Raw genomic sequence first — 25,023 nt, 5'->3', positions numbered from 1 at the left:
TAGTATTTTTTGTCGCATCCTATCCTTAAATGTTGAACTCTTTTTTTACATTCACCCCCATAAATCTGAAGATAAGCCTTTGGACTGTGAAGTTTTTGGATAGGTTTGCCTTTTCCCGCGATGCTTTAGGACTACTTTTTCAAGGCTGATGGCATTGAAAAACGGGTACCTTGTTAAATCATTGCCACACACCGGACATAGCCATTCACCCTGTTCACTGCTGCTAAACGAGGGACGATTGCATCGATCGCAGTTTTTTCTGTACATTGCCATTTGCCTCCTTAACTCGGTACTACTACACTCCATTCGAGTATAGTTCAGAGGAACCATTTTTGAAAAAGTCCATAATAAGGCGAATTTTCTTAAAAAAGAACAATAATCGTTCTTTTTTAAGAAATTCCTTCCATTCTCATACTATTTCGTATTTTTTAAAGAATCTATTTGTTCGTTATAATGAATACAGTTGATTTTAAGGAGATAACTAGATGAAGGTTGGAGAGAAGATTAAAAGATTAAGATTGGAAAGAAACTATTCTATTACTGAACTTTCTCAAAAAGCGAATGTTTCCAAGTCATACCTCAGTTATATCGAAAGAGGCATTCAAGAAAATCCTTCGCTCCAGGTTTTATCACGACTTGCCCACAATCTGGATACGTCTGTGGAGAACCTGATGGGCCAGCAAACAAAAAGGATTGATTCGATCCCCGTTGATGAGGAATGGATCGGACTTGTTGACGAAGCAATAAAAAATGGGATCAGCAAAGAAGATTTTTCTTATTACCTTGATTTCATGAAATTCAAGAACCGTATTGATAAAGAAAAGTAGCGAGTATTATAAAATACAAATTAAGAATGCATCTTAGACCAAAATACCAAAAAAAACAGCCTTAATGGCTGATTCTCTGTTTGGAAAGGCTGGCGGCAATCTTCGCTCCCACCCTGGCGTTATTTTTGACAAGCGCGATATTAGCAACAAGGCTCTTTCCCTCGGTCAGTTCTTTAACCTTACCCAGCAGGAATGGGGTCAAATGCTTGCCGTCTATATGCTTTTTCTTCGCTTCTGCCAGTGCTTTTTCGATTACGTCAGCTATGAAACTTTCTTCCATTGCATCACCTTCAGGGATCGGATTGGCAACGACGATTCCACCATTGAGCCCAAGATCCCATTTAGTTTTGATCATATCCGCGACAGCCTCGGGAGTATCGAGGCGGAAGTTTACATTATACGGGCTCGTCCGTGTATAGAACGCTGGCAATGAATCGGTACCATAGCCTACAACAGGTACACCATGGGTTTCAAGATACTCTAGAGTCAATCCCAGGTCCAGAATCGACTTGGCGCCTGCACATACTACTGCTACATTTGTTTTTGCCAGTTCTTGCAGGTCGGCAGAAATATCCATCGTTGTTCCCGCTTCACGATGTACACCGCCAATTCCTCCTGTCACAAATACCTCTAGATTTGCCAGTTCTGCGCAGATCATTGTGGCTGCCACTGTTGTTGCTCCATTTTTACCGGTTGATAACAGATACGCGAGGTCCCGTCTGCTGGTTTTTTCTACATTCTTGCTTTTGCCCAGGTACTTCAGTTCTTCATCCGAGAGCCCGATCTTAATTTTACCATCAAGAATGGCAATGGTTGCAGGAACCGCCCCATTATCACGGATGATCTGCTCTACCTCCCTTGCTGTCTGGACATTCTGTGGATAAGGCATCCCATGTGATATAATCGTAGATTCCAGAGCAACGATCGGTCTGCCCGCGTTCTTCGCTTCTATTACTTCCTGTGAAAAATCAAGCCACTTCTCCAGCATGTTGTACCTCGCTTATTTAAAGTTTTGTTTGAAAGTTTCGAGTAACTGTTTATTATTCAAGATGGGGTTCACTGTTTCGATCGACTGTAAGGTAATAATCGAACAGGCCATCCCGATCTTACAGGCATCCTCAGTCGGGATTCCATTAAGATGGGCATAGATGATCCCGGCGACGAGCGAATCACCCGCTCCAGTCACATCGATGACAGAGATCGCTGGGGGTATCAGGACTCCAGCTTCACCTTTTCTTGTAAAATAGATCAATCCTTTATCTCCGCGACTGATGACAACCTTTTCGACACCTTTATGTATGATGATCTCTGCAGCCCTGAAAAAGTCGCCTTCGTTTTCAATTGTGATGCCCGAAATCGCTTCCGCTTCCTCCTTATTGGCAATCAGCCAGGTAACCCCCAGCAGGTTGTCAGGCAATTTCCTCGCTTTCGGCGATGAAACAGGTGTGATACAAAGCTCTATGTTTTCCTTGCGGCATCGCTCGATAATCCGCTCCAGCACATCTGCCGGAAAATTGGTGTCCAGCATGATGAAATCCGCTGAAGCAAAATAACCCCATTTGGGATCGATGAATGCTGGAGTGATAGAATCATAGACTGACATCTCGGCTAAAGCGACAGTCATTTCCCCATCATGGTCCAGGACTGCCGTATAGGTCCCAGTAGACTGACCATTGAGGAACTCGGACGGAGCGACATCGACGAACGCCCTTGTGTATTCCATCAGCCAGTGTCCTTCATGGTCATCGCCCACAACTGTCAGCACACTGACATTATTCCCGAGTCTCCCCAGATTCTCCGCAATATTCCTGGCAACCCCGCCGCAAGACTTTGAGCTCTCAGCCGGATTCGAAGTGCCGAGTTCCAGCACACCTTTCGCCCATATCTTTCGGTCTATATTTGCACCGCCTACACATAACACTTGGCGTCTCTCTGGCAACATATAGGCTCTCCCCAAAATTTTCCCTTGCTTTGTTAAGGAGGAGATATAGCCGGCAACTGCATCTTTCGGCACATCCGTCTTAGCGGCAAGATCATTCAGTGAAATGTACGGATCCTCTATTATCAATTTTAAAATAAGAGCCTCTACATCGTTCATGTCGAGCACCTCGCTATTTCCAAAATATAGCTATCATTTAAATCTTATACTTTTGTCCAAATATACTCAAGACTATTAAAATTCAGTTAAATTATCACAAAGACATGAATAGTGATATTCCCGCACTTTTTGAATTCCTGTCATAAAATCGTCAAAAAAAACCGGTGTATCTCACTTTTTCCCCACGTTTTTTTCGCATTTTAATCACAACTCCCTGATAGGATTATATTCGATCAAAGGAGGAGATTGTATGAAGAAATTCCTTGCTGTCATGATGGCAATAATGTTGATGACAATCGTTTCAGCCTGCGGTAATGACTCTGCCAAAAACGAGCCAAAAGATGACCAGGATACCGCAGCTAAAGAAATGAAACATGAAGAGAATGAAGCAGATGATCACGCAGACGGCCCACATGAGCCAGGCGCTGACGATGTCTGTGCTTTCTGCAATATGAAGGTATATCCTGAAAAAGATCCGATGGGCGTTTTCACGGCACAGGCGAAAACCAAAGACGGTGACTATGTGTTCTTTGATGATTCTGGATGTCTGTTGAATACACCCAGACGCGATGAAGTTGAATTCGAGGAAAAATGGGTGCGTGACTACCTGACATCAGAATGGATTGATGCAGATGCCGCCATACCTGTTAAAGCCGAGATTAAAACACCGATGAAATACGGATATGCTTTCTTCAAAGATCAGGGAAGCGCCGAAAAATTCATCGCAGAAAACAGCGATAAAAACGCAATGATGGCTTCATGGGAGCAAATCGACCAGATGGCGAATGAAAGATATATGAAGAAAATGAAGATGAATTCGGGCAGCCTGAATAAAGATAATGAAAACGATATGGAAGACATGAATAAAGATAGCGAAAACAATATGGAAGACAGCAGCAAAAAAGAAAGCGGTCATTGATAAGTTTTTTCCGATGCTTCAAAAAGGAATAACAGCTCACGTTTCGATAAGAAAGCCTTGATAAAACGAAGAAAACTCCCGGTACCATTTTACCGGGAGTTTTCTTATTCACCAGTGCCGCTAGTGGAACGGAGGAATGCTAATTGAAAAATACTTTTTCCAATGGAAGGTAGCTGCCGTTCTGATGGATAAGTGAATCGACGGCATCACAGACCTTCATCTTCCCTTCTTCCATGAAGGCAGCCCGGTCAGCCAATTCCTCTACAAGACTGAGAATATGGGTAGTGAAAAAAATCGTTTTTCCCTGCCGCTTCTCTTCCTGAATAATTTCCTTGAAGCGTAACACCCAGAGTGGATCAAGCCCATTAGTCGGTTCGTCGAGAATCCTTAATGGAACATCAGGGAGCAGTGCCTGCGCCAGGGAAAGCCGCTGCTGCATGCCTTTTGAATATTGTTTGATCTGCATATGACGCACTTCAAATAAACCGACCTGCTGAAGTGCTTCATTCACTCTTTCATCACTGATGCCTCTTAATCTCGCAAAAAATGTCAACACTTCAAGAGCAGTCAATTGGCGCGGGAATAACATTTCATCTGGCATATACGAAAACAGTTCTTTAAAATCATGGTTTCGCGGGTCGATTTCACTCCCTTCGAGAAAAACCTTCCCACTGGTCGGCTTCATGATGCCTGTCAGCATTTTAATCAACGTACTTTTTCCCGCACCGTTTCCGCCACAAAGAGCGAAGATTTCCGGCTTGTTGATGGAAAAACTGATATCTTTAACCTTTTTTGTCTCACTGTAATGCTTGGCCAGTGCTTCAATCCTGATCCATTCCTCATTCATCTGCAACACCCCTTTTCAGCCTGCGCACCGAAAAAACCACCGGCAAAACCATCCAGAGCAAGACAGCAAGAATAAACAGCATTTTTCCCATCATGCCATCCGCCCAGATCGTCAAATCATATAATCGCGGGCCAAATACCGATGCGCCATCAAGCGATAGGATCGACTGGACCCGGATCAGTTCTATCGGGTTCAGGAAAATCGACACTGTCAACATAGGCAGCAGCCATTGCTTCATTAGGAGCATGCTTAAACCCATAATGATAAATTCATAGAACAGGACCAGGAATGCCCAGACAATCAAACTGATGCCAAGCGCCTGGAATCGCGATTTGGCAATGGTCCCAATCACCATCGCCAGTGACAGACAAATCGCCGCAAGCAATATGGAGTAGAGATAAAATAATAACAGCAGTGATATAGAAACACCCGCGCCTAAAAAGAAAATCACCAGCAGTGCTGCTCCATATCCAAATGTCAGCACAGACCAGATGGCGACAAACAAACCTGTATATTTTCCGAGGATCACACTCCAGGGCGATACAGGATACGTCAGAAGCAGCATCAGCCACCGATCCTCCTTTTCACCAGACAGGAACAGGCTCCCAATTAAAAGTGAAAGCAGGGGGATCAGCAATAAATTGATATTCAGGAGGCTCGCTGTCATCCGGTTAAATCCATCGAAGCCTGAGCCTCCGGTGTTCCCGAGGAACGCAACCATGACGGCAAGAGATGAGAACAGCAAGCCAAAGCCTGCCAGCCAGTGGCTTCTCATCAACAGGGTCATCTGCCGCCTGGCAATATGCATCATTGCTCCCAGCTCCACTCATGTTTTTCTAACTCTTTATAATTCAGCACTTCTCCCACGCCCTGTTTTTTCACATATTGTTCAGCACTCTCCTTGTCCTTGAAGCTTACCACTCCATTTGCCATCGGTGTCCAGAAATCAGGATGGTAGGCATGGAAAGCGTTTTGAAGTTCCACCCATTCACCTGTATCCACATCTCGCACATATTTTTTGGCTGCCTTTTCATCCTGAAGATCTGCTTCCCTCTCAAGGAACTCATCCATACAGCCTATATCATCAAACTTATATACTTCCCCATCAGCGGCAACGACCTCAGTGGCATAGTGCTCATGGGCGAGACCCATATTGCAGACTTCGCACACATCAATTTCCGGGTTGATTTCCTCCGGCTCCATCACATTGTTGCTGCAGCCAGCAGCGGTCGCTGAAAGGAGCAGTAATAAACCAAGCTTCTTGATCATCTGAATTTCCTTCCTTTCACTATGACTAATAACGATATCGCAATAAATACCATTCCGATCACTCCGGACATCCACTGGTCCCCATTCTGCTGTGCAGCAGAGAGTTTGATTTCTGCCGGTTCTATCAGCGGACGCGCATCATAGACCTCTGCCGATCCAAAGCTTGGAAATAAGGATTCCGCCTTTGTCCACAGCTTGACAGACGGGCTTTCGAAAAAGAATTGCCAGTACGGTTGTTTACGAAGAATACGGTCATATAAAGAGCCAGCCTTATAGGCCTCTTCGCCAATGCCATCATCCGAAAGGTCAAAACTGCGGTAATCATCCCAGTAGTTTCCCTTCAAGCCATCATCCAGCCTCATGTCTTCTCCCGAAATCCTGGACTGGACCACATTGCCGATAAAATTGTTTTCAGCAAAAAGATTGTTTTTATTTTTTCCCACGAATTCAAGCCCAACCTGGTTGGCCGCAATCAGGTTCCTGTTTATTGATAGATTCACTCCGTTTTCCAGGGACAGTCCTGTGCTGTTCCGAAACATTTCATTGTGCTCAACCAGGACATTCTTCGTTTCATAAATGAGTATGCCAAAACCCCGGACATGAAAGTGATCGGTTACCCTGTTTTCAATGAATGTGATGTCTGCCGAATCCATCACCATGAACCCGGTCACATTCTTTTCGATATGGTTCCCCACTGCAGAAATGTCTTCACTGAACATGAAATGCATTCCATATCGTGAATCGCTGACATGATTTCCTGTTACTTTGACATGTTCCGTAAAATCATAGTAAATACCATCCTGGACAGCAGCAATTTCATTCTCCTTCAGCAAATGGCCGCTGCCCTTGAACATGTGGATCCCGTTTCCACGCTTCGAAAAATGGGATTCATAACTTGTTATGCTATTTTTCAGCACCCGATTATCCTTGCTGTTCGCTATATAAATTCCATTATGGGCATCTTTCAATGTATTGTTTTCAATAATATTTCCATCAGCTTTCTTAATGAAAATCCCGCTGTCTTCCTGCCCTGAACCGCTGTTTTGTATCGTCAGTCCTTTAACGGTGACACCAGGTGCGGTGATTTCGATGACATTGCCTTTTCCCCCGCCATCAATTATTGCCCCTTGTTCTCCTTTCAGTGTCATTCGCTTATTGATCACAATATTTTCCTTATAGGTGCCTGGAAAGATTGTGAGGATGTCTCCTGCTTCCGCCTGGTCAAGCACCCTTTGGATCGATTGGCCTTCCTCCACCTTAAAATCTTCGGCGCTGGCATCAACAGGCATAAGCCAAAGAAGCAAAAGTATGATAAACCAAAATGGCCCTGGCAGCCTGTGCATACTGTCGCCCCCTCCCGGAAAGTTTCTCTTTTAAAATTAGCAAATAAATGTGATGAAATCTTGAAATATTTGTTGGGAAACGTTGAAGTCCATACGGAGTCTTAAGAGAGGATATATAACGCAATGACAGATTCGGACTATAAATTCAGAATAATCAAAAATCAAATGTGTCTATTTTGTGACAAATGCAATATAATGTAAGTAATATGTATATCTAATTAATTCGAGGAGGTAATGGGCATGACGATTGTTCATATACTGAACTTCTCCATTCCGATTGTCATGATGCTAGTGATTGGCGTCGCCGTTGATAAAATGTGCCAGCCAGACCCACCTGGCAAGGAAGCCGAGTAATGAATTGACCGGCTTCTTTTTTTCGCCAGTTTTTTCCAAATCTCTATAAAAAAGAAATTCTCGCTATATAAATATGTTTTTCGCTATATAAATTATTTTCCCGCTATATATTTAGGGTTTCCGCTTTATTAATTATTTTTACCTATATAACATTCTGTTCGGATGATCCCTTTCCTAAAAAAACGCAAAAAGAACAAGATTCTCGATCGAATCTTGCTCTTTTTGCTAGTTTTCAATAGCAGGGGGTATTTTTTTTACAAAAATTCTGTTGCCCTGGACGAAAAACAGGATACTGCCAAGCACAGCCAGGGATATGAACATAAATAATATGGTTCCGCCTGCTTCCTTCAATAAATATCCGCCCGCAATCGGTCCAAGGAAATGGCCGATTCTCCGAAATTGTGCCGCTCCGAAATAGGTGCCCCTCAGCTCATCCGTTGCAAGCTGATCGACCAGATAACTGCTTGATGGGAAGATGAGTATCTCTCCAACTGTAATAAAAACAATTGCCGTAATGCCTGTGACCCAGCCAGTTACAAAGCTAAACGTCAGCATTCCCAATGACAGGAAGACCGCACCTGCCATCATCACCTGCATCGTTTTGAACCTTTCCGCAAAGTGGCTGATTGGCATTTGCAGCAGAACGACCAGAACTGCATTGATGGACAGCATCACTGAATAGACAAATACACCGTTTGCAATCGACGATTCAAGATATTGCGGCACAGTGGATTCCATTTGTGAATACCCAAAATTAATGATGATCGTTCCCAATATCAAATATCTCAATGCCTTATCTTTGCTGATGATTTTTAAGGAACTGGCAATCGTTACTTTGCTTGCCCCTCCACCTGCCGGGTTGCCCAGATCGTATTTCTTCATCATCAGTGCCAGGATCAAAACATAGATGAAATACATAATCCCCGTCACCATGAAAGCTGATTTGGCAGAAACCACTGCCAGATAGGCACCAAGCAATGGACCGACTGATGCTCCGATATTGATGGCCGTATATCTGAGTGAAAAGGCCCTCATCCGCTTGCTTTTTTCCGTCAAATCGGCAATCAGTGCCTGGCTGGTCGGTTCGAAGAATGATCCGCTCAAGCCATTCAATGCATTTAAAATAATGAACCAGCCCGGTGTCTCAGCGATCATGAAGCCAAAATAGACAAGCGACATCGCGAACAACGAACCGATCATGACTGGCTTACGGCCATATCTGTCTGACAAATGGCCGCCCAGAAAGCCGCCGATCACACCAGACAACGGGCTGATTCCAATCGTCAACCCAATCAATACAGGATGCAAATCCAGATTCCTAGAAAGGTAGATGGCCAGGAACGGCAGTGTTGCAAACGCGGATCCCCTCGCAAGGACAGTACCGCTCAGCAGCACCCAGACAATCGGATGGAATTGGCGGTAATAGTTTTTTAGTTTATTCATTTCTTTTTACCTCGGAAAGTTAGATTCCTAAATCATAGCAAATATCCAATATTATGAAAATACCCAAATTAAAAAACCGCCGCCATTCGTCTGGCAGCGGTATTGTCTATTAACTTGGATTATTGCTTGTACGCGGAAGGATTAGGATTTCTACCCTGCGGTTCCTTGCCTTGCCTTCTGCTGTGTCATTCGCTGCGACTGGCTGGAACTCGCCAAATCCTTTTGCGCTGAACCAGCGAGGGTCGAGCTGTTCATTTTTCAAAATAATTTTCATGAATTCCACTGCCCTCATTACGCTCAGTTCCCAGTTCGATTCATATCTCGCAGTCCTGATTGGCACATTATCTGTATGTCCGCTGATGATGATATTCCGTGGGGGCTCCATGATCAGCAGGTCCGCGATTTCATTTGCGATGTTGATATCTGATGAACGAACTTCTGCCCTGCCCGACTCAAACAGGACATTGTCACGGATTGTCAGCAGCAGTCCTTCATCCGTCAGCTTTGTATTCAGCTTGTCTGTCAGCTTTTTCTCAGCTATATAAGAGTTGACCTTCTCTTGGAGGGCCATAAGCTCCATCTGGTCTTTGGCGGCATCAGCCTTGTCTTCATCATTCTTTTCGACGTCTTCCTTGCGTTCATCAGGCGATTCCATCTGGCCTTCTGGCATCGGGCTCTGGAATTCAAATACCCCTGTCCCTCCGGAGAAAACATCATTGAACGCTTTCGACATCTGCTGGAACTTGACGGCATCGACCGAACTCATGGCGAACAGGACGATGAACAATGCAAGCAGGAGCGTAAGCAGGTCCGCATACGGGATCAGCCAGGACTCATCCATGTGTTCCTCATGATGCTTCTTTTTCCTTTTCTTACTCATCCTGAGTCACGACGCTTTCTTCAAGTATCAGCTTCCGTTCACCAGCTGGCAGGTAGGAAGCAAGCTTCTGCTCGATTACGCGCGGCGCTTCCCCTTCAAGGATTGAAAGAATGCCTTCAATCATCATGTATTTCACTTGTGCTTCCTGCTTTGATTTGCGCTTCAATTTATTGGCGAATGGGTGCCATAACACATACCCAGTGAAAATCCCCAACAACGTCGCAACGAACGCAGCACTGATTGCCCTGCCAAGCTCATCGGTATTGTCCATATGACTCAGTGCAGCAATCAGACCAACTACTGCCCCAAGAACCCCGAGAGTCGGCGCATAAGTACCTGCCTGGGTGAAAATGGCCGCACCTGACAAATGGCGTTCTTCCATCGCTTCAACCTCTTCCGTTAACACGTCCCTGATGTAATCGGCACTCTGTCCATCCACAGCAAGCGATAAGCCATTTTTCAAAAATTCATCTTCAATCTCACTTGTTTTTGCTTCGAGCGCAAGCAGGCCTTCCTTTCTGGCAAGCTGGGCCCATTCAGAAAACAGGCGGATCAATGACGGTAAATCAGTACTTTCCTGTTCCTTGAAGAGGATTTTAAACAGCTTGGGCACTTTCTTCAGTTCTTTCGCCGGAAAAGCGATTGACACCGCCGCAACAGTACCCACAATTATGATTAAGAACGCTGCCGGATTCACGAGCGCATTGACGCTTACACCCTTCAATACCATCCCGACTCCGACTGCAATGATCGCTAATATGACACCAATGATCGACGACTTATCCATGTACGACTCCCCTGTCTGCTTTACTTCTATTTCTGTCTCTAGCTCTAAACTGTCATAGTATCTCTTTTTATTTCGACACATTTTTATAAATCTTAAGTGATTTAGCGATCAAAAATAATTTTTAGCCAAGCGTTTAAAATTGAAGATTTCTATGCCGATATAACATAAGCAAAGACAATTGATTAGTTGAGGAGGATTTTACGTGGAGGCTATTGAAAATCTCCGCAGGCAGGATACAAGAAAAAAGAACGTTTTGATGCTAAGTACCTATTCGGTATCCTTGATTGCGACTTCTGCCTATACACTGATTGAAAAAGAACCATTCATTAAAACGATGGTTTATGTAAGTGAATTATCATTTTTCATCCTGTTTTTCCTGATTTTGCAGCTATGGCTTAAGAAAGAGGCTCTCTTCCCTTATGCCGCATTTGCGGCTATTTTCACCCACCATTTCATCTATATCGGAATGTTTGGCGGCAATGGGGCATTCTTGCTGGTACTGATATTCCTTGCTGTCTTCTCAGCCATCCATTTCAACCTGAAAATCTTCATTACCGGTTACAGCCTCGGCTTGGTTGCGGTCATCATGAACAATTTGCTGGCCAAAGAAAACCAGGACTTTTTAAGCAGCACCTTCGCCGCCATCGTGCTCTGCTATGTGTTGATGGGTGCAGTATTGTTTGTGCTGATCCGCCTGAACAGGAATTCCTTTCATTCCCTGGAATCCTTCCTGGCTGAATCCGAAAATGAAAAAGTACGGAAAGAGCAGCACAGTGCCTTGCTGCATAGCGAACTGCTCGTCGTGACTGAGAGTCTTGGTAAAATAAATGAACAAATCCAGACCCATCTGTCTTCACAAACAGAAATGAAAATCGCCGTCAATGAAATTTCTGCCGGAAGCCAGGTTCAGACTGAACAAATCAATCAGATTTCTGAGAATGCAGAGCTGACAAAGCAAAGAATGGATGAAATGTCGGAAATGTCTGTTCTGCTCTCAGATAATACTCTACAGGCTGCCAAAGCGACAGAAAGCGGTTCTGGAAAAATAAGCGAGCTCCAGGGTGATATGAAAGAGCTTGCTGCTTCAATTTCCGAATTGAGCCAGACATTCTCGATGCTGACGAAGAAAATCGAAGAAACCAATGGCTTCATCGTCAACATCCGCAACATCACTGAGCAAACAAATTTGCTTGCCTTGAATGCTTCGATTGAAGCGGCGCGGGCTGGCGAGGCTGGCAAAGGCTTCTCCGTCGTGGCCAATGAAATTCGCAAGCTTGCGGAAATGACGAAGGAAACCGCCATCCAGATTACCGAAAACCTTACTTCTGTAAATGAAACTAACTCGGCTGCACTGGAAAAAATGAATGACAGCAGTGAAAAACTGGCGGATAGCCGCACTGCTGTGGAGGAAGTTTCTGGTTTCTTCGCAGATGTCAGTTGTACCTTGCAAGTGCTGACAAATCAATTCAGCCAATTCGAATTGATGGTTGGCGATGTCCAGAATCAGACAGGCGATGTCGAAGCTTCAACACGTGAGCTGGCTGCAATCATCGAGCAGGCAACTGCCGGCCTTGAAGAGATGAACGCCACGATCGAAACATTGAACGATGATAACCAGACAATTGCCGCCTACGTCAGCCAGACAGCCGCTGCAGCTGAAAAAATCGAGAAACTTGGTGCGTAAGATACCTTACAGGCATCTTATCCTGCTGAAAAATTATCTCTAATAATCAAAACCACCAGTGTGAACTGGTGGTTTGCTCTGCGGCTGAAAGCCTCTCTTACCGGCCTTGGCCTTAAAGGCCCGCTGAAAGGGTTTCCCTTCTGCACCACATTCACTCACCAATTCTAAAGAATTTCTTTATTTATTCTTATTTTTTTGTCCTGTGAAAGGATCAAACTCTTCGAACAATGTTAACTGGTCAGCTTGATAGTCTTCCACGAGCTGATTTCGAATGTATTCTTGTATTTGCTTTTTGTTTCTGCCTACTGTATCAACATAGAAGCCTCGGCACCAAAATTTCCGGTTTCCATACCGGTATTTTAAATTGGCATGTCGATCGAAAATCATGAGGCTGCTCTTTCCTTTCAAGTAACCCATGAATTGAGACACACTCAATTTCGGCGGGATACTAACTAACATATGAATGTGGTCCGGACAGGCATTAGCTTCATGGATCACAACACCTTTTCGTTCACATAAATCTCTGATAATTTGGCCTATACTCTTTTTATATTTTCCATAAATGATTTGTCTTCTGTATTTTGGGGCAAATACTATGTGATACTTACAATTCCATGTTGTATGTGCTAAACTGTTCATGTCCTTCATAGGGCATACCTCCTTCTACGGTGAGATGAAGTGGTCGGGAAACCAACTTTATCCTACCATGAAGTGAGGTTTTTTTATTACTACCACGCTATAAGCTCTCTGGAACCCCCGGCATAGCCAGGGGTTTTCTAACACAGTAAATAAGATGGCCAGGTTGGATTTCTCCACCTGGCCATTTATTTATAATAGTTTCTTTTCAATTTTCCGTTCGTAATTTTTAAAGATAGAAGAATTTGTCCTGGCACCCCTGCTGGACATGATTTTATTGTACTTGAGCAACTTGGCGCTGAGTTCCTGGTTCAGCCTGTTTTTCTCTTCGGGATTTTCACAAGTTCGGATCAAGTCCTCGATTGACATCACTTCCTGCCTAAGCCTCTGTTCTTCTGGTGAAAAACCAGCGTTTTTCAGCATCTTGTACGCCATTCTAAGGTGTTCCGGCACAGCTGACAAATCTTCCAGAATCAGCGGTTTTCCGTAGCCTGGCAGATTTTCGAACTCTCCATCTTTATAAGCACGCTTGATACGATCCTCAGAAACCACTATTGAAAAATCCATCTGAACCACTCCAGTCCATTAAATTCATCATAACTACTATTAGTATATTACTTTCATCCATTTTTTTCTAATTTAAATATTTGGAAATAATATTTTATCGCGTTAATGGTTTAAAGAGACAGCAAGCAGGCTATTAAATAGTAAAAAATTACACATCAAGGGGTGTTATTGAATGAATGTTGGGGGAATTGGATTCACTCTGGTTTCGGCTGCCTTTTTCATGGGTCTGGTAGCCTGGTATTCTTATATAAAAACGAAAGGGGAGGTCAGTGATTCAGCCGGTTATTTCCTCGCTGGACGCGGCCTGACAGGCGGTTTCATTGCCGGTTCCCTGCTGCTTACCAACCTGTCAGCTGAACAACTGGTCGGCTTGAATGGCCAGGCTTACCGCACCAATATGTCAAACATGGCCTGGGAGGTTACAGCTGCCTTCGCGATCATTCTCATGGCTACCTACCTTCTGCCGAAATACCTCAGGGGCAACTTCACTACCCTTCCCGAGTTTTTGAGCAAGCGGTTTGATGAAGGCGTAAGGCAATACACTGTCCTCCTGTTCATGCTCGGATACATACTCGTGACTGCACCTTCCATGCTGTATTCTGGTGCCCTGGCTGTGCTGCAGCTTTTCAACGTTCCTGAACTATTTGGCATTTCTTATGAAGCATCGGTTTGGATTGTCATCTGGATCATTGGCATCATCGGTGCCATCTATGCAATTTTCGGCGGACTGAAAGCAGTTGCAATTTCCGATACTTTAAATGGCGTCGGCTTGATCATCATCGGACTGCTTGTTCCGATCCTTGGTCTGATCGCATTGGGAGACGGCAGTATCGGCGATGGCATGAAGCAAATCGCCACGACCGACACTGAAAAAATGAACTCCATCGGGACAAAGCAGGATTCCGTGCCTTTTGGGACCATTTTTACCGGTATGATTTTTGCCAATCTATTCTACTGGGCTTCAAACCAGTATGTCATCCAGAGAACCCTTGGCGCAAAGAACCTTGCTGAGGGACAGAAAGGTGTATTAATCTCCGGGTTTTATAAGCTGCTTGTGCCACTTACAATGATGATTCCCGGTGTTATCGCTTTCCATATGTATGGAGGCGGCTTGAAATCGGTGGATCTCGCCTATCCGGCATTGATTTCCGATGTCCTTCCGAAGTGGATGTCAGGCTTTTTCCTGGCCGTCCTCCTCGGAGCAGTCCTGAGCTCGTTCAACTCATTACTAAACAGTGCTGCCACAATGTTCGCACTCGATATCTATAAAGCGCGCTTTAATCGAGAAGCAGATGATGCAAAATTGATTTCCGTAAGCAAAATTTCCGGCACGCTTCTGGCAGTCATTTCATTATGTATTGCACCATTGTTGATGAACGCGCCTGAGGGCTTATGGGATCTGATCAGGAGATTCACAGGCTTTTTCAATATCCCGATCATCGCCATCCTGCTTGTCGGCATCTTCTCAAAACGAATACCAGCACTGGCAGCAAAAGCTGTGATCATCTTCCATGTCATCACATACTATATGCTTGTCTGGGGAACCCAGCATCTTTTCGATTATGCAGTGCCAATCCACTTCATCCATATATACGCAATCCTGTTCGTGGCTGAAGTCGCCATCATGGTCGGAATTGGAATCTGGAAGCCAAGAGCGACACCATATACCTTCCGATCAGAAGCAGCTGTTGACATGGTTCCATGGAAATACACATTGCCAGTATCCATAATCCTGCTTGCATTCGTTGCCATCACCTATATTGTGTTCTCACCGATCGGATTAGCCTACGACGGCGGTTATGTATCCACAGCATTTTGGCCAGTCATCGCTGGTATCGTCATAGTCACAGCGATTCTATCCTATGCTGCCATAAAAAAATGGAACAGATCCTACGCCAGATACCTGAAAAAAGAAAATACGGTTATTGAAAGAAATATCAGCACCAATGCAAATTTAAAAAGTACGGTTACGGACTTAACATAGAAATGTGACCTATTAGAGTGAATTCTAATAGGTCTTATTTTTGCTGTATTGAACGCTCTGTTCATGTATATTTCATTGGATATTTTGAGGTGAGTCTTTCTCTGAAATGTTCATGAACCCCCTTTTATTAGACATTTTGGAACGGAGCTTTGTTTGAAATGCCTAAGAAACTGCTTTTATTAGACATTTCGGAACGGAACTTGGTCTGAAATGTCCAGGAAACTGCTTTTCTTAGTCATTTTGGAACGGAACTTTGTTTGAACTGTCCAGGAAACTGCTTTTCTTAGACATTTCGGAACGGAACTTGGTCTGAAATGTCCAGGAAACTGCTTTTATTAGACATTTTGAAGCCAAACTTAGCTTGAAATGTCCAGGAAACTGCTTTTATTAGACATTTCGGAACGGAACTTGGTCTGAAATGTCCAGGAAACTGCTTTTCTTAGTCATTTTGGAACGGAACTTTGTTTGAACTGTCCAGAAAACTCTTTAACCCGAATGCCCAAAGAATCCCTGCTTAAATCGCTCCTTCAAAAAGAAGGCGTCTGGCAACCCAGACGCCCTTTCTTATTGGTATCCTTTCGCATTCTCTTTTAAGATTTTGTCTTTGAACAATGTGTAACTCCATGATTGGTAGGCAAGGATGATTGGCACGAAGATGATTGCGACAATGAACATGATCGTCAGGTTGAGCTTGCTTCCGGCGGCGTCAAATAGACTGACACTGTAGGTGCTGTCTATTCTTGATGGCAGCATGTTCGGGAACATCCCGATGAATCCGAACGCCATTTTTGTGAATATGGTTAAGCAGACTGAAGTGAACGCATAGCCGATTTTCTTTTTAAAGATAAAGTAAGCCGATGAAAGCATCGCGGCCAAGGCGAGAATTGGTACAATCCAGAGAACTGGATGCTCCGAGTAGTTATCCAGCAATGGAGTCCGGTTCACTGTTGCCAGGAAGAATAGTGACAGCATTGCTGGCGCCACTCCTGCCAACACACGCGAAATCCTGTAAGCCCGCACTGCCGTTTGTCCTGATGTTTTTAACTGGATCCATAATGACCCGGATAAAAGGAACAGCGAAACAAACAGGAATCCTCCCAAAATCCCATATCCATTGAGAAGGCTGAACAAATTCCCTTCGTAGCCATTTGCCCCGATCATCAGGCCGCGATACAAATTGGCGAAAGTGACTCCAAACAAGAAGGCGATCAGGAAGCTTCCGGCAAAAAAGCTCCATTTGCAGGCTGCCTGCCAGATTGGGTTGTCATCCTTATGCATGAATTCGAGCCCGACGGCCCTTATGAACAGGGCAATCAAGACGAGAAATAACGGTGTGTATAAAAAGCTGAACATGTCGGCATAGACGGATGGGAATGCGGCGAAGGTCGCACCTCCGGCTGTAATCAGCCAGACCTCGTTCCCGCCCCAGAACGGTCCGACTGCTTCCTGTAGCTGGTTTCTTTCCTGGCGGTTTTTAGCTGTGAAGGGCAATAGCATCCCTGTTCCGAGCGTGTATCCATCAAGGATGAAATAAACGGTCCAGATCAAGCCCCAAAGACCAAACCAAATAATCGCGAGTGTATCATGAGACATGCTTCACGCCTCCTTCAAGACCATATTGGGCCTCTGATTCCGGCCCTTTTTTCGCATACTTTATGATCAAATAGACATCTGCAATCAGGAGAACCGTGTAAAAAATGACGAGCGCTGCCAGTGAGAAGACCACTTGTGATACAGCAATCGGAGACACACCCTCTGTTGTCTTCATCAATCCATAAACCACCCACGGCTGCCGTCCCGCCTCTGCCACCATCCACCCAGCGTTAATTGCAAGGTATGGAAGGAGCACGGAGTAAAGGACGAGTTTCAAATATCGAGGGGAGCTCTCGAGCTTATTTTTCCGGTGCAAATACAATCCATACCATGATACAGCCAGGAAAAAGACGCCGAGCGCGACCATCACCCTGAAGGCGTAAAATACCAATTCAACATTCGGCCGTTCATCCTTCGCTATATCATTCAGGCCCGTTACCTCGCCATCGAAGGAATTCGTGTAAAAAAAGCTGCCAAGTTTAGGAATGCTGATTGCTTCAAACGCATTCCGCTCATTTTCCTGGTCAGGAATCTGTATAAGATGGAAAGGCATGTCCTTCTGGGTTTCCCAGACTGCTTCCATCGCCGCTCCTTTAGCCGGCTGCATCTTTGCCGCGAATACCCCGGATTGGTGGCCGATGAATGGAGTCAGCGTGGCAGAGAACAGTGCCATTGCCAGCCCGTATTTGAAAGACTTTTTATAGAACCCTGTTTCATTTTTCCTCAGTAAATGATAGGCACTGATGGCCATCATGAAAAACGCGCCAACGATATAGGCACTGACGACTGTATGTACGAACATATACCATGCATAAGGATTGGTAACGAGCTCCGTAAAGCTGTTCAGCTCTACACGGCCATTTTTCAGGACATAGCCTACAGGATTTTGCATGAACCCATTGGCAGTGATGATCCATAGTGCAGAGATATTCGTGCCGAGCGCAACCATCCAGATTGAGATAGCCCGCATTTTTGGCGAAAACTTGTCCTTGCCGAACAGCCAGATGCCCATGAAGGTCGATTCAAGAAAAAAAGCGGCCAGTGCTTCAATCGCGAGCGGCGAACCGAAAATGTCCCCCATATACTTCGAATACTCGGACCAGTTCGTCCCAAATTGGAACTCCATTGTAATGCCGGTGATGACTCCAAGAACAAAGTTGATCGCAAACAGCTTTCCCCAGTAATCCGCCATCCGTTTATACGTCTGGTCAAGGGTGCGAGCATACTTGGTCTCCATGATGGCTACAAGAATGACCAGTCCAAGCGTCAGCGGTACAAACAAGAAATGATAAAACACGGTGACAGCAAACTGAATCCGGCTTAATATCAGGACCTCATCCATTTTGATTCCTCCAAAATTCATTAGTTTGTGAAAAGATTAACATAGTCGTAATTCTATTTTAAAAAAACTTTGTGAGTGATATCGAAGATTTTTGTAGATATTTTGTGACATCTTTCCTATATTTTGTGATGCGCGTCACAGACATAAAAAACAGGCCCTGTATTAAGGACCTGCACTCATTAAATATTTCCGATATTCGAGGGATTTGTACTGACTCCAGGCTGCCCGGGCACCCAGTTCGCCGGTACGCCTTTCCCTGTTTGCTTCGCATATTCCAGTGCCTGGAGAATTCTCAGATGTTCCGGGAGATTCCTCCCCACGTTTCTTGGATAAGTCAACTTGGCTCTGATAATGCCTTCGGGATCGATAAAAACTGAAGTCCTGAAGCAGGCACCTGTCGTTTCATCCAGCACCCTGTAGGCACGGCTGATGACCTGTGTCCTGTCACTGACCATCGGGAACGTCACATTTTTCAGTAATGGTGAAGTTTCTTTAAAGACGCGATGGCTGTAAACACTGTCCGTGCTGATGGACATCAGTTCTGCACCAATCGACTTTATATATGGATAAATAGCGGCGACCGCCGCCAGCTCTGTCGGTCAGACAAAAGTGAAATCGCTCGGATAGAAAAATAAAATGACCCAATTCCCACGATAATCCTCCAGATTGATTTTCTTGATATCACCATTGATCAAGGCATCTGCCGTAAATAATGGTGCCTGGTCGTCACGGTTTGCACAAAAAACAGTCGGGCATTCCACTAAATCTTTGGCATACACTTTTTCATCCATTCCAGCGCCCTCCTTTCATAAAATTTGTATCTATACAATCATATGCCGTTCATTTTTTATAAGGCTCTTTTCTCAAACTTTATTGCTATTGACTTCATATTGGGATTGAATGAGCTAGTTTTCTACACAAAATTAAAGCTCGTTATGAGAAAAGAGCTTGCACACTTAAAAACGAACTGCAAAATGGCTTTATAGCACGTTAAAATCGGCTTTAGGATTTTAACATAAATCTTTACGAAAACAGCCTCTATATTTCAGGTTCCCTCAGGAAAAACTACATGAGACAAGAAAGGAGGGTTCACGAATGGGCAGAGGAAAAGAATTCAACCATAAGAAAAAAGGCCATCCAGGAGACTTGCCTGCAGATGCACTGAAAGCAAAACGTCCTGAAACCGAAGCACAGGAAGACGAGGAATTCCTGGTTGTCCAGGAAGCTTTCAAAAATCGGATTGAGGAAGATGAAGTATAAGTTATTCCTGAACCTGGCCAATAGCCGGGTTCTTTTTGTGAAACTTTTTCCACCGAACATCGTATAGTTATCCATACACAATCTTTTCACAGTCAGCACATAAAATTCGGGGAGGAATAAACATGATCGTAAGCACTACATCGACACTGCAAGGCAAGGAAGTTGAACAATACATGGGGGTTGTTTCTGGAGAAGCGATAATGGGCGCGAATGTCGTGCGCGACTTTTTGGCAAGTGTCACCGATGTGATTGGCGGCAGGAGTTCTGCATATGAGAACAAACTGGCGGAAGGCCGTGAAATCGCGCTTCGCGAAATGGAGGACAAAGCACGCCGCCTGGGAGCAAATGCCGTTATCGGTGTAGACCTTGATTTTGAGACCTTGCGTGAAGGCATGATGATGTGCATCGCAACAGGGACAGCCGTCAGGATTAAGGAATAAGGTTGTTGGGCTTCGTTTTCAAGAACCATTGTTTAAAATAAGGTATAAGGTTTATGTGCATCACTTCAGATAAAGGACCAGGCACACTGCCTGGTCCTTTTTATGATTCTTTTTTAAAATTAGCGATTACCAGTCCGTTTCCGACTACTGAGTCATGTTGGTGCACAAAGCCAAGTTTTTCATAAAGCTTGATGGCAGGCGTATTGGCGGCCCCGGTGGAGACAAGGATTTCTTGGCAGTCCTGGCGCTCAATCTCGGCCAGCAGCTTCCCGGCAATTCCCCTGCGGAAAGAGTCTGGGTGGACCATCATCCGATGAATATCCAGTACCTTCCCTTCCTTCTTAAAGGAAACCGCCCCTGCCAGCACACCTTCAATATAATAACCCATAAATGTTTCACCGCAATTCTGCAGTTGTTCGAATGTTTCTTTTAACGGAGGGATCTCGTCCGTGCCAATCAGATCCGCTTCAATCCTGTACGACTTTTTCTGAAGATCAAGAACTTCAGCAGCTGCCATGACGTCATTTAGTTCTATTTCCCTAATGATTGGCAGGATTCCATAGTCCTTGATTTTGTTTATTATCAATTCCGGCCTCCCCTGGAGTGAAGGCAGATTGTCCAATGCAAAAAAGCGCAGCTCCTTGCTTTCGCCATCGAGCATCTGCAGCTCTCCGCCCCAATCAGTACAGGCATACAAGGCAATCGCATTATAAATTTCATCGCCATTCGGATATTGAAAGTAATATTCCTTACCAGCGATAACATCCAAAAACTTCAATGTATTCAGGCGCAATCCCGTTTCCTCATATAGTTCTCTGCGGGCTGTCACTTCAAAACTCTCGCCAGGTTCCATCGCACCCCCTGGAATCCCCCACCTGCCAGTATCAGCGCGAAGCTGCAGTAATACTTCAAACTCCCTATTAAAAACAAGTACCGCAGAACCAGCCAGGATGAATGGACGGCTGCCGATCAAGGTACGGATTTCTTTAATATAATCGCTCATGGTTCCCTCCATTACAAAAAATCGCTTTTTTCTATTATACTAAGTAAAGCATAAGCAAAACTGTTTTGTTTTGAAAGGAGCAATCATGAAATCATTAGTCCTTGCAGAAAAACCAAGTGTTGCCCGCGAACTGGCGCGTGTGCTTGGCTGCAATAAAACGCATAAAAGTTATTTTGAAGGAAATCAATACATCGTCACCTGGGCACTTGGACACTTGATCGAATTGAAGATGCCGGAGAACTATGATCCGAAGTATAAAGTCTGGAAGCTTGAAGAACTCCCAATCATCCCTGAAAAAATGGGGCTGAAGGTCATCAAGCAGACGAGCCACCAATTCAAGGCGATTGAACATCTTGCTGAGCGCAAGGATGTAGGTGAATTCATCATCGCGACCGATGCCGGGCGTGAAGGTGAGCTTGTCGCAAGATGGATCCTTCAGCGCATCAACTGGCGCAAGCCGATCAAGCGTTTGTGGATCTCGTCCCAGACAGACCGCGCCATAAAGGAAGGTTTTAAAAACCTGAAGCCTGGCAAGCAGTATGAAGATCTGTACGAGTCGGCTGTCTGCCGTGCCGAGGCTGACTGGCTAATCGGCTTGAATGTCTCCAGGGCTTTAACAACCAAATATAAGGATCCATTATCTGCAGGGCGGGTCCAGACTCCAACACTCGCAATGGTCCTTGAACGCGAGGATGAAATCAATAAATTCGTTCCGAAGGATTACTGGACCATCCAGGCAAAGGTTGGATCTCTAAATGCTGAGTGGGACCATAAAGGCGAAAAGCGTATTTTTTCACAGGAAAAAGCAAACCAAATTCAAAAGAAGCTATCCAATAAGAATGCAGCGTTGAAGTCACTCGATCGCAAACAGAAATCCGAACCGCAGCCGCTGCCATATGACCTGACAGAATTACAGCGTGACGCCAATAAACGCTTCGGCTTCTCGGCAAAGAAAACATCCAATGTGCTTCAGGGTTTGTATGAGCAGCACAAGCTCGTCACCTATCCGCGGACAGACTCGCGCTATTTGACGACCGATATGGAAGCCACGATGCTCGACCGCCTTCAGGGAATCATGTCAGGTTACCGGGATGAAGCGAAACCGGCAGTCGCTCAAAAAGGCAAAGTCGAGGCACGCCGGGTCTTCAATAATGGAAAAGTTACCGACCACCATGCCATCATCCCGACAGAGGAACGGCTTCATCTGGCAGATTTGTCACCTGATGAGCGGAAGCTGTACGACTTGATTGTCCGCCGGTTCCTGGCTTTATTTTATCCAGCTTACCAATACGAGGTTGTCCATGCCAGCTTCGAGGTCGAGGGAGAAACATTATCTGCCCGCGAAACGAACATCCTTGAGATCGGCTTTAAAAAGGTACTTGGAAAAGATGAGGATGACGCCGCTACTCAATCCCTTGGCCATCTGGAAAAAGGTAAAAGCTACAATGTCGGCCAGGTGACTGTGAACAAAAAGAAGACTGAGCCGCCTTTGCGTTTGTCTGAATCAGATATTCTTTCAAAGATGGAGAAATTCGGCCTCGGTACGCCGGCAACAAGGGCAGAAATCATCGAACGCCTGATTTCATCAGAGGTAGTCGAGCGCCAGAACGGCCGCCTCTTCTCAACGCGGAAAGGGAAACAGCTTCTTGATCTTGTCAACGAGGAACTGACCTCCCCTGAACTCACCGCGAAATGGGAGAAAGAACTGGAGGAGATTGCCCGCGGCAAAGGCGATCCAAAGGCATTCAAAAAACGGATACGTGAACAAACCTCCCTCCTTGTTTCCGAGATCAAGAAAAGCGACAAAACCTATCGTGCCCATAACCTGACTGGCTCAAAATGCCCTGAATGCGGAGAATTCATGAAGGAACGCAAGACAAAAGAAGGACGCATCCTTGTCTGCTCAAGCCCTGAATGCAACTTCCGCAAGCATAAGGACCCTAAGCTGTCCCAGCGCCGCTGCCCGCAATGCCACAAGCGGATGGAAATCCATAACGGCAAGGCAGGCGCCTACTTCCAATGCCGACGCTGCAATGTCGTCGAAAAAGCTGAGGATAAGAAAAAAGGCGTAACGAAGCGCGAGGAACGCAAGCTGAAGGAAAAATACGCTCCATCCCAGGAAAACTTCGGCACAAGCCTTGGAGATCTGCTGAAAGCAGCACTTGAGGATAAGGAATAGTCTTAGAGCAGCACCCCAGACCATCATCTGGCGGTGCTGTTTTTATGGAAGCGAAGGATGTGACTTGTAAAAAATTCCTTGGGAGTAGTATGATATTCGTTAGTTGTCATTAAAATCGAAAAGCGCAAGCTCCTCGAGGGCCAGGCGCTAAGAAAAGCTTATATTTTAAAAGGAAACTAAGGAGCAGCATCATGAGAATAAGAGATTGGGACCGGAACCTGAAGATTCGCCTGTTTGGCGAAGCGTTGATGAATATTACATTTTGGATGTTTTTCCCGTTTTTAACGATTTATTTTGCCGAAAGCTTTGGGAAGGACAAGGCTGGATTCCTGCTGATTTTTTCCCAGTTGTTCTCGGTGTTCGCCAATTTGCTTGGGGGCTATACCGCAGACAGATTCGGCCGCAAGAGGATGATGGTGATATCAGCATTCGGACAGGGCATCGCGTTCCTTATTTTTGCCTACGCGGTCTCACCGTGGTACACCTCACCAATGCTTGGTTTTATCTGTTTCGCGCTTGTTGGCGTATTCGGCTCCATCTACTGGCCGGCGAGCCAGGCGATGGTCGCCGACGTCGTCCCTGAAAAAGACCGCAGCAGTGTGTTCGCGATTTTTTATACACAAATCAATATTGCCGTCGTTGTCGGCCCGATATTGGGGGCAATTTTTTACGTGAAATACCGATTTGAATTGATGATTGCCGTGGCGATTATCTCGATCCTGCTTGCGCTTGTCCTGGCAAAATGGACGCGTGAAACGGTGCCTGCTTCCGCGAAGCAGGCACGTGCGGAAAATGGGAAATGGTATGATTTCCTCAAAGAACAAATTGCTGACTACAAGGTCATAATTCAGGACAAAGTTTTCCTCATGTTCATCATCGCCGGGATTTTAGCAGCACAGACTTTCATGCAGCTCGATTTGTTATTCCCTGTTTATACAAAAGAAATGGTGAATAATCAAACCGTTTTAGAATTTGGCAGCAAGGTGTTCACCGTGAATGGCGAGCAGGCCTTTGGCTTGATTCTTTCCGAGAACGGATTGCTTGTCGCTCTCTTCACCGTCGCTGTGACAAAGTGGGTGACGCGCTTCCCTGAACGGAATGTATTTGTGTTATCTTCATTTGTTTATGCCGTCTCCATCCTGATGTTCGGCGCGACACACTGGATCTGGGGGTTGATTTTAGCAATGGCGGTCTTCACACTGGCTGAGCTGATGACGGCCGGTTTGCAGCAAACCTTCATTTCGAATCTGGCACCCGAAAAAATGCGCGGCCAATATTTCGCAGCAGCTTCGTTGCGCTATACCATCGGCCGGACGATTGCACCAATCAGCATCCCGCTCACCGTGTGGATCGGTTATGGCTGGACCTTCACCATCCTGAGCATCCTCGCTGTTTTAAGCGCGGTGCTGTTCTGGGTGATGTTCCGAATGTATGAGAACAGGAAGGCAGCCGATGTTTAGGAAGTCTAATCTTCTGAAACAACCCATGCAGGGAACTTGGCCTGCATGGGTTTTTCATGACGGAGATTACAAGCATATTTGTAGTTGCTAACAAGCTCTCCCATTGTC

The 25,023-nt window shown here is 45.2% G+C and carries 24 protein-coding genes and 1 pseudogene; 8 read left to right on the top strand and 17 right to left on the bottom strand.

Going from position 1 to position 25,023, the window contains the following annotated elements; all coding sequences use genetic code 11:
* Nucleotides 1-51: 51 nt before the first annotated feature.
* Entirely contained in the window at nucleotides 52-267 is a 216-nt protein-coding gene (locus QNH36_RS04940) for a hypothetical protein (protein WP_251543980.1), read from the bottom strand.
* Nucleotides 268-485: 218 nt separating this feature from the next.
* Between QNH36_RS04940 and QNH36_RS04935 the strand changes: the two genes are divergently transcribed.
* On the top strand, nucleotides 486-827 hold the full coding sequence (locus tag QNH36_RS04935) for a helix-turn-helix domain-containing protein (protein ID WP_144475197.1): 342 nt from the start codon (nucleotides 486-488) through the stop codon (nucleotides 825-827).
* Nucleotides 828-888: 61 nt separating this feature from the next.
* Here QNH36_RS04935 and QNH36_RS04930 read toward each other — a convergent pair whose 3' ends face one another.
* Nucleotides 889-1,812 carry a pseudouridine-5'-phosphate glycosidase gene (locus tag QNH36_RS04930; protein WP_283905375.1) on the bottom strand — a complete coding sequence of 308 codons (924 nt, stop codon included), beginning with the start codon at nucleotides 1,810-1,812 and terminating at the stop codon, nucleotides 889-891.
* Nucleotides 1,813-1,827: 15 nt separating this feature from the next.
* Nucleotides 1,828-2,925 carry a carbohydrate kinase gene (locus QNH36_RS04925; RefSeq protein WP_283904872.1) on the bottom strand — a complete coding sequence of 366 codons (1,098 nt, stop codon included), beginning with the start codon at nucleotides 2,923-2,925 and terminating at the stop codon, nucleotides 1,828-1,830.
* Between the two features lie 250 nt (nucleotides 2,926-3,175).
* Between QNH36_RS04925 and QNH36_RS04920 the strand changes: the two genes are divergently transcribed.
* Complete coding sequence (locus QNH36_RS04920; protein ID WP_283904871.1) at nucleotides 3,176-3,844, top strand: nitrous oxide reductase accessory protein NosL; 669 nt, start codon at nucleotides 3,176-3,178, stop codon at nucleotides 3,842-3,844.
* Between the two features lie 139 nt (nucleotides 3,845-3,983).
* Here the strand turns inward: QNH36_RS04920 and QNH36_RS04915 are convergent, their stop codons facing one another.
* From QNH36_RS04915 to motA, 7 genes are all read right to left on the bottom strand, one after another.
* On the bottom strand, nucleotides 3,984-4,691 hold the full coding sequence (locus tag QNH36_RS04915) for an ABC transporter ATP-binding protein (RefSeq protein WP_144475201.1): 708 nt from the start codon (nucleotides 4,689-4,691) through the stop codon (nucleotides 3,984-3,986).
* The gene (locus QNH36_RS04910; RefSeq protein ID WP_283904870.1) at nucleotides 4,684-5,502 is read right to left on the bottom strand and encodes an ABC transporter permease; all 819 of its coding nucleotides are present in this window, start codon (nucleotides 5,500-5,502) and stop codon (nucleotides 4,684-4,686) included. Before QNH36_RS04910 ends, QNH36_RS04915 begins: the two co-directional genes overlap by 8 nt.
* Nucleotides 5,499-5,960: a nitrous oxide reductase accessory protein NosL gene (locus tag QNH36_RS04905; protein ID WP_283904869.1), complete on the bottom strand. Its 462-nt coding sequence runs from the start codon at nucleotides 5,958-5,960 to the stop codon at nucleotides 5,499-5,501. Before QNH36_RS04905 ends, QNH36_RS04910 begins: the two co-directional genes overlap by 4 nt.
* Nucleotides 5,957-7,303 carry a nitrous oxide reductase family maturation protein NosD gene (nosD, locus tag QNH36_RS04900; RefSeq protein WP_283904868.1) on the bottom strand — a complete coding sequence of 449 codons (1,347 nt, stop codon included), beginning with the start codon at nucleotides 7,301-7,303 and terminating at the stop codon, nucleotides 5,957-5,959. Before nosD ends, QNH36_RS04905 begins: the two co-directional genes overlap by 4 nt.
* A 579-nt stretch (nucleotides 7,304-7,882) precedes the next feature.
* Nucleotides 7,883-9,100 (bottom strand): MDR family MFS transporter, encoded by a 1,218-nt coding sequence (locus QNH36_RS04895; RefSeq protein WP_283904867.1) that lies wholly within the window; start codon nucleotides 9,098-9,100, stop codon nucleotides 7,883-7,885.
* Nucleotides 9,101-9,209: 109 nt separating this feature from the next.
* A complete protein-coding gene (motB, locus tag QNH36_RS04890) occupies nucleotides 9,210-9,980 on the bottom strand; it encodes a flagellar motor protein MotB (RefSeq protein WP_283904866.1) in 771 nt (256 codons plus the stop codon).
* Entirely contained in the window at nucleotides 9,973-10,767 is a 795-nt protein-coding gene (gene motA, locus QNH36_RS04885) for a flagellar motor stator protein MotA (protein WP_144475207.1), read from the bottom strand. Before motA ends, motB begins: the two co-directional genes overlap by 8 nt.
* A 202-nt stretch (nucleotides 10,768-10,969) precedes the next feature.
* Here motA and QNH36_RS04880 point away from each other — a divergent pair, with 202 nt between their 5' ends.
* The gene (locus QNH36_RS04880; RefSeq protein WP_251543990.1) at nucleotides 10,970-12,451 is read left to right on the top strand and encodes a methyl-accepting chemotaxis protein; all 1,482 of its coding nucleotides are present in this window, start codon (nucleotides 10,970-10,972) and stop codon (nucleotides 12,449-12,451) included.
* A 177-nt stretch (nucleotides 12,452-12,628) separates the two neighbouring features.
* Here the strand turns inward: QNH36_RS04880 and tnpA are convergent, their stop codons facing one another.
* Nucleotides 12,629-13,099 (bottom strand): IS200/IS605 family transposase, encoded by a 471-nt coding sequence (gene tnpA, locus QNH36_RS04875; protein WP_144481521.1) that lies wholly within the window; start codon nucleotides 13,097-13,099, stop codon nucleotides 12,629-12,631.
* 180 nt (nucleotides 13,100-13,279) lie between these two features.
* Nucleotides 13,280-13,654, bottom strand: coding sequence for a DnaJ family domain-containing protein (locus tag QNH36_RS04870; RefSeq protein WP_283904865.1), 375 nt, complete (start codon nucleotides 13,652-13,654; stop codon nucleotides 13,280-13,282).
* A gap of 172 nt (nucleotides 13,655-13,826) precedes the next feature.
* Between QNH36_RS04870 and QNH36_RS04865 the strand changes: the two genes are divergently transcribed.
* On the top strand, nucleotides 13,827-15,638 hold the full coding sequence (locus tag QNH36_RS04865; RefSeq protein ID WP_283904864.1) for a solute:sodium symporter family transporter: 1,812 nt from the start codon (nucleotides 13,827-13,829) through the stop codon (nucleotides 15,636-15,638).
* A gap of 564 nt (nucleotides 15,639-16,202) precedes the next feature.
* Here QNH36_RS04865 and cydB read toward each other — a convergent pair.
* The 3 genes from cydB to QNH36_RS04850 all read right to left on the bottom strand — a co-directional run bounded on the left by cydB (nucleotide 16,203) and on the right by QNH36_RS04850 (nucleotide 19,364).
* Nucleotides 16,203-17,231 carry a cytochrome d ubiquinol oxidase subunit II gene (gene cydB / locus QNH36_RS04860; protein WP_283904863.1) on the bottom strand — a complete coding sequence of 343 codons (1,029 nt, stop codon included), beginning with the start codon at nucleotides 17,229-17,231 and terminating at the stop codon, nucleotides 16,203-16,205.
* Nucleotides 17,221-18,573, bottom strand: a complete 1,353-nt coding sequence (locus QNH36_RS04855) for a cytochrome ubiquinol oxidase subunit I (RefSeq protein ID WP_144475212.1) — start codon at nucleotides 18,571-18,573, stop codon at nucleotides 17,221-17,223. The genes cydB and QNH36_RS04855 overlap by 11 nt, the downstream gene beginning before the upstream one ends.
* 179 nt (nucleotides 18,574-18,752) lie before the next feature.
* Nucleotides 18,753-19,364 carry a peroxiredoxin gene (locus tag QNH36_RS04850; RefSeq protein ID WP_251543999.1) on the bottom strand — a complete coding sequence of 204 codons (612 nt, stop codon included), beginning with the start codon at nucleotides 19,362-19,364 and terminating at the stop codon, nucleotides 18,753-18,755.
* Nucleotides 19,365-19,668: 304 nt separating this feature from the next.
* Between QNH36_RS04850 and QNH36_RS04845 the strand changes: the two genes are divergently transcribed.
* Nucleotides 19,669-19,833 carry a hypothetical protein gene (locus tag QNH36_RS04845; protein ID WP_186326657.1) on the top strand — a complete coding sequence of 55 codons (165 nt, stop codon included), beginning with the start codon at nucleotides 19,669-19,671 and terminating at the stop codon, nucleotides 19,831-19,833.
* A 122-nt stretch (nucleotides 19,834-19,955) separates the two neighbouring features.
* Nucleotides 19,956-20,273: a YbjQ family protein gene (locus tag QNH36_RS04840; RefSeq protein ID WP_144475215.1), complete on the top strand. Its 318-nt coding sequence runs from the start codon at nucleotides 19,956-19,958 to the stop codon at nucleotides 20,271-20,273.
* 100 nt (nucleotides 20,274-20,373) lie between these two features.
* Here the strand turns inward: QNH36_RS04840 and QNH36_RS04835 are convergent, their stop codons facing one another.
* On the bottom strand, nucleotides 20,374-20,790 hold the full coding sequence (locus QNH36_RS04835) for a GNAT family N-acetyltransferase (protein ID WP_144475538.1): 417 nt from the start codon (nucleotides 20,788-20,790) through the stop codon (nucleotides 20,374-20,376).
* Nucleotides 20,791-20,844: 54 nt separating this feature from the next.
* Nucleotides 20,845-21,276, bottom strand: a pseudogene (locus tag QNH36_RS04830) (NUDIX hydrolase); the annotation flags it as partial.
* Nucleotides 21,277-21,361: 85 nt separating this feature from the next.
* Between QNH36_RS04830 and QNH36_RS04825 the strand changes: the two are divergent.
* Both QNH36_RS04825 and QNH36_RS04820 read left to right on the top strand, forming a co-directional pair.
* Nucleotides 21,362-23,455 (top strand): DNA topoisomerase III, encoded by a 2,094-nt coding sequence (locus QNH36_RS04825; RefSeq protein WP_283904862.1) that lies wholly within the window; start codon nucleotides 21,362-21,364, stop codon nucleotides 23,453-23,455.
* 191 nt (nucleotides 23,456-23,646) lie between these two features.
* Nucleotides 23,647-24,915, top strand: coding sequence for an MDR family MFS transporter (locus QNH36_RS04820; protein ID WP_283904861.1), 1,269 nt, complete (start codon nucleotides 23,647-23,649; stop codon nucleotides 24,913-24,915).
* The last annotated feature ends 108 nt before the right edge of the window (nucleotides 24,916-25,023 follow it).

This window comes from Mesobacillus sp. AQ2, from assembly GCF_030122805.1.
In the GTDB taxonomy this organism is placed as follows: domain Bacteria; phylum Bacillota; class Bacilli; order Bacillales; family Cytobacillaceae; genus Mesobacillus; species Mesobacillus oceanisediminis_A.
This window is presented reverse-complemented; position numbering and strand designations above follow the sequence as displayed.